The following is a 1,648-nucleotide window of genomic DNA, read 5'->3' as shown; positions in this document are numbered from 1 at the left end:
GGACGCGGAGCGCCCGCCCGGCATTCCCACGCGGAGCGTGGGAACGAGAAGCGACCGCAGCGCGACCAGAAGCCCTGAAGGGGCGTAACATACCAGCCCAGGGCAACGCCCTGGGTTGGTCGGTTAAGGACGATCAGCCCTGAAAGGGCGTGACATTCAATGTTGATGCAGGAGTACCGTTCACCCATGCAAGTCACCACTGGTACGGTCGTAGCCGGGAAAATCGTCGTGGAGGGCCTTTGCCTTGCAGAGGGCTCCGTCGTCGCCGTCATCTCCCGAGAACCCGATGAGTCCTTTAGCCTCTCGGCGGAGGAGGAAAATGAACTGCTGGCTGCCATGGCGGAGATCGAGCGGGGTGAATTCATCTCGCAAGACCAACTTCTTGATAGCCTGCGTAATGATCATTGATCGCGAGTTGGCGACCAAGTCCGACGTGGAATTACTGAAAGCGGATCTGGTTAGGTGGATGGCGGGCCTACTATCAGCCCAGGCAGCGGTTGTTGCCATGCTGGTCAAGTTCCTTTAGTGGTTTCAAGATCCAGTGCGGAATGTCTCGGCGGCGGCCGGGACGATGACTCCTGCCCCTGGACATTCCAGGAAATGATGGACGACGGATTCCGGGGCCGACCGGGTGCGATCAGAACTGATGTAGTGACCGAGAACCCCGGTACGTTGTCGTTGTCGTAATCGAACAATCCGACCACGATTACGACAACGACAACGACAACGACAACGACGCCCGACCCGTCGGCTTGACTCCACCGGACCCTTGAGGCAGGGTCAGCGGTTTGACGCCGCACCCTTAGCCATGGACCCGACTCCCCCCGATCTCCCGGCCCTCCCGCGCCCCCTGCCCGCCCTGCGCCACGATAGCGCGGGCCGGCGCCGCGTGGACCTGCGCGCCGTCGTGGCGCTGGCCGCCCCGCTGTTCCTGAACAGCGGCATCCAGGCGGTGCTCAATCTGACCGACACCTGGTTCCTGGGGCGCATCTCCACCGACGCCATCGCCGCGGTCGGCGGGGTCTACTGGTTCGTCATCGTGCTGATCCTGCTGTTCGGGGGGGTGGCCATGGCGGTCCAGACCCTGGTCGCCCAGGCCTACGGCGCCGGTGACCGCCTGGGGGTGGCGCAGACGGTCTGGAGCGGGCTCTGGGTCGTGCTGGCCACCAGTCCGCTCTTCGTCCTCGCGGGGTTGGCGGGCGGCTGGCTCCTGGCCCCGGTGCAACTCCCGCCGGCGGTCGAGACCATGGCCCTGGACTTCTGGTTTCCGCGCGTTGCCGGGGCCATGGGCGGGGTGGCACTCTGGTGCATCACCAGTTTCTTCAACGGGATCGGGCGCACCGGGGTCACCCTGGCCCTGATGGTCGTGGTCGGTGTGACCAATGCCGTATTGAATCAGGTCCTGGCGCTCGGCCTCGGGTTCGGGGTGGCGGGGGTCGCCTGGGCCACCACCACGGCCCAGGCGGTCGGCTTTTTCGCCGGACTCTGGATCTTCCTGGGTCCGCGCGTGCGCCGCGAATTCGCGAGCCATCGTTACTGGCGGCCCCGGTGGGTCCCCATGGGTCGCGCCCTGGCGCTGGGGCTGCCCATGGGCCTGCTGCCGGCCGCCGACCTGATCGCCACCGGGTGCTTCCAACTCATGATGGTC

3 protein-coding genes are annotated in these 1,648 nt (G+C 65.6%); 2 read left to right on the top strand and 1 reads right to left on the bottom strand.

The window, feature by feature from the left end:
• Nucleotides 1–186: 186 nt before the first annotated feature.
• Nucleotides 187–408 (top strand): hypothetical protein, encoded by a 222-nt coding sequence (locus QZY48_RS23440; RefSeq protein ID WP_295435629.1) that lies wholly within the window; start codon nucleotides 187–189, stop codon nucleotides 406–408.
• 104 nt (nucleotides 409–512) lie between these two features.
• On the opposite strand, the gene QZY48_RS23435 is transcribed toward QZY48_RS23440, so the two are convergent.
• Nucleotides 513–704: a hypothetical protein gene (locus tag QZY48_RS23435; protein ID WP_295435627.1), complete on the bottom strand. Its 192-nt coding sequence runs from the start codon at nucleotides 702–704 to the stop codon at nucleotides 513–515.
• A gap of 104 nt (nucleotides 705–808) precedes the next feature.
• On the opposite strand from QZY48_RS23435, the gene QZY48_RS23430 reads away from it, so the two are divergent.
• On the top strand, nucleotides 809–1,648 hold an 840-nt coding region (locus QZY48_RS23430), incomplete at its 3' end, for an MATE family efflux transporter (RefSeq protein WP_295435625.1).

The sequence above is a fragment of the uncultured Thiodictyon sp. genome (assembly GCF_903828115.1).
Lineage (GTDB): Bacteria > Pseudomonadota > Gammaproteobacteria > Chromatiales > Chromatiaceae > Thiodictyon.
This window is presented reverse-complemented; position numbering and strand designations above follow the sequence as displayed.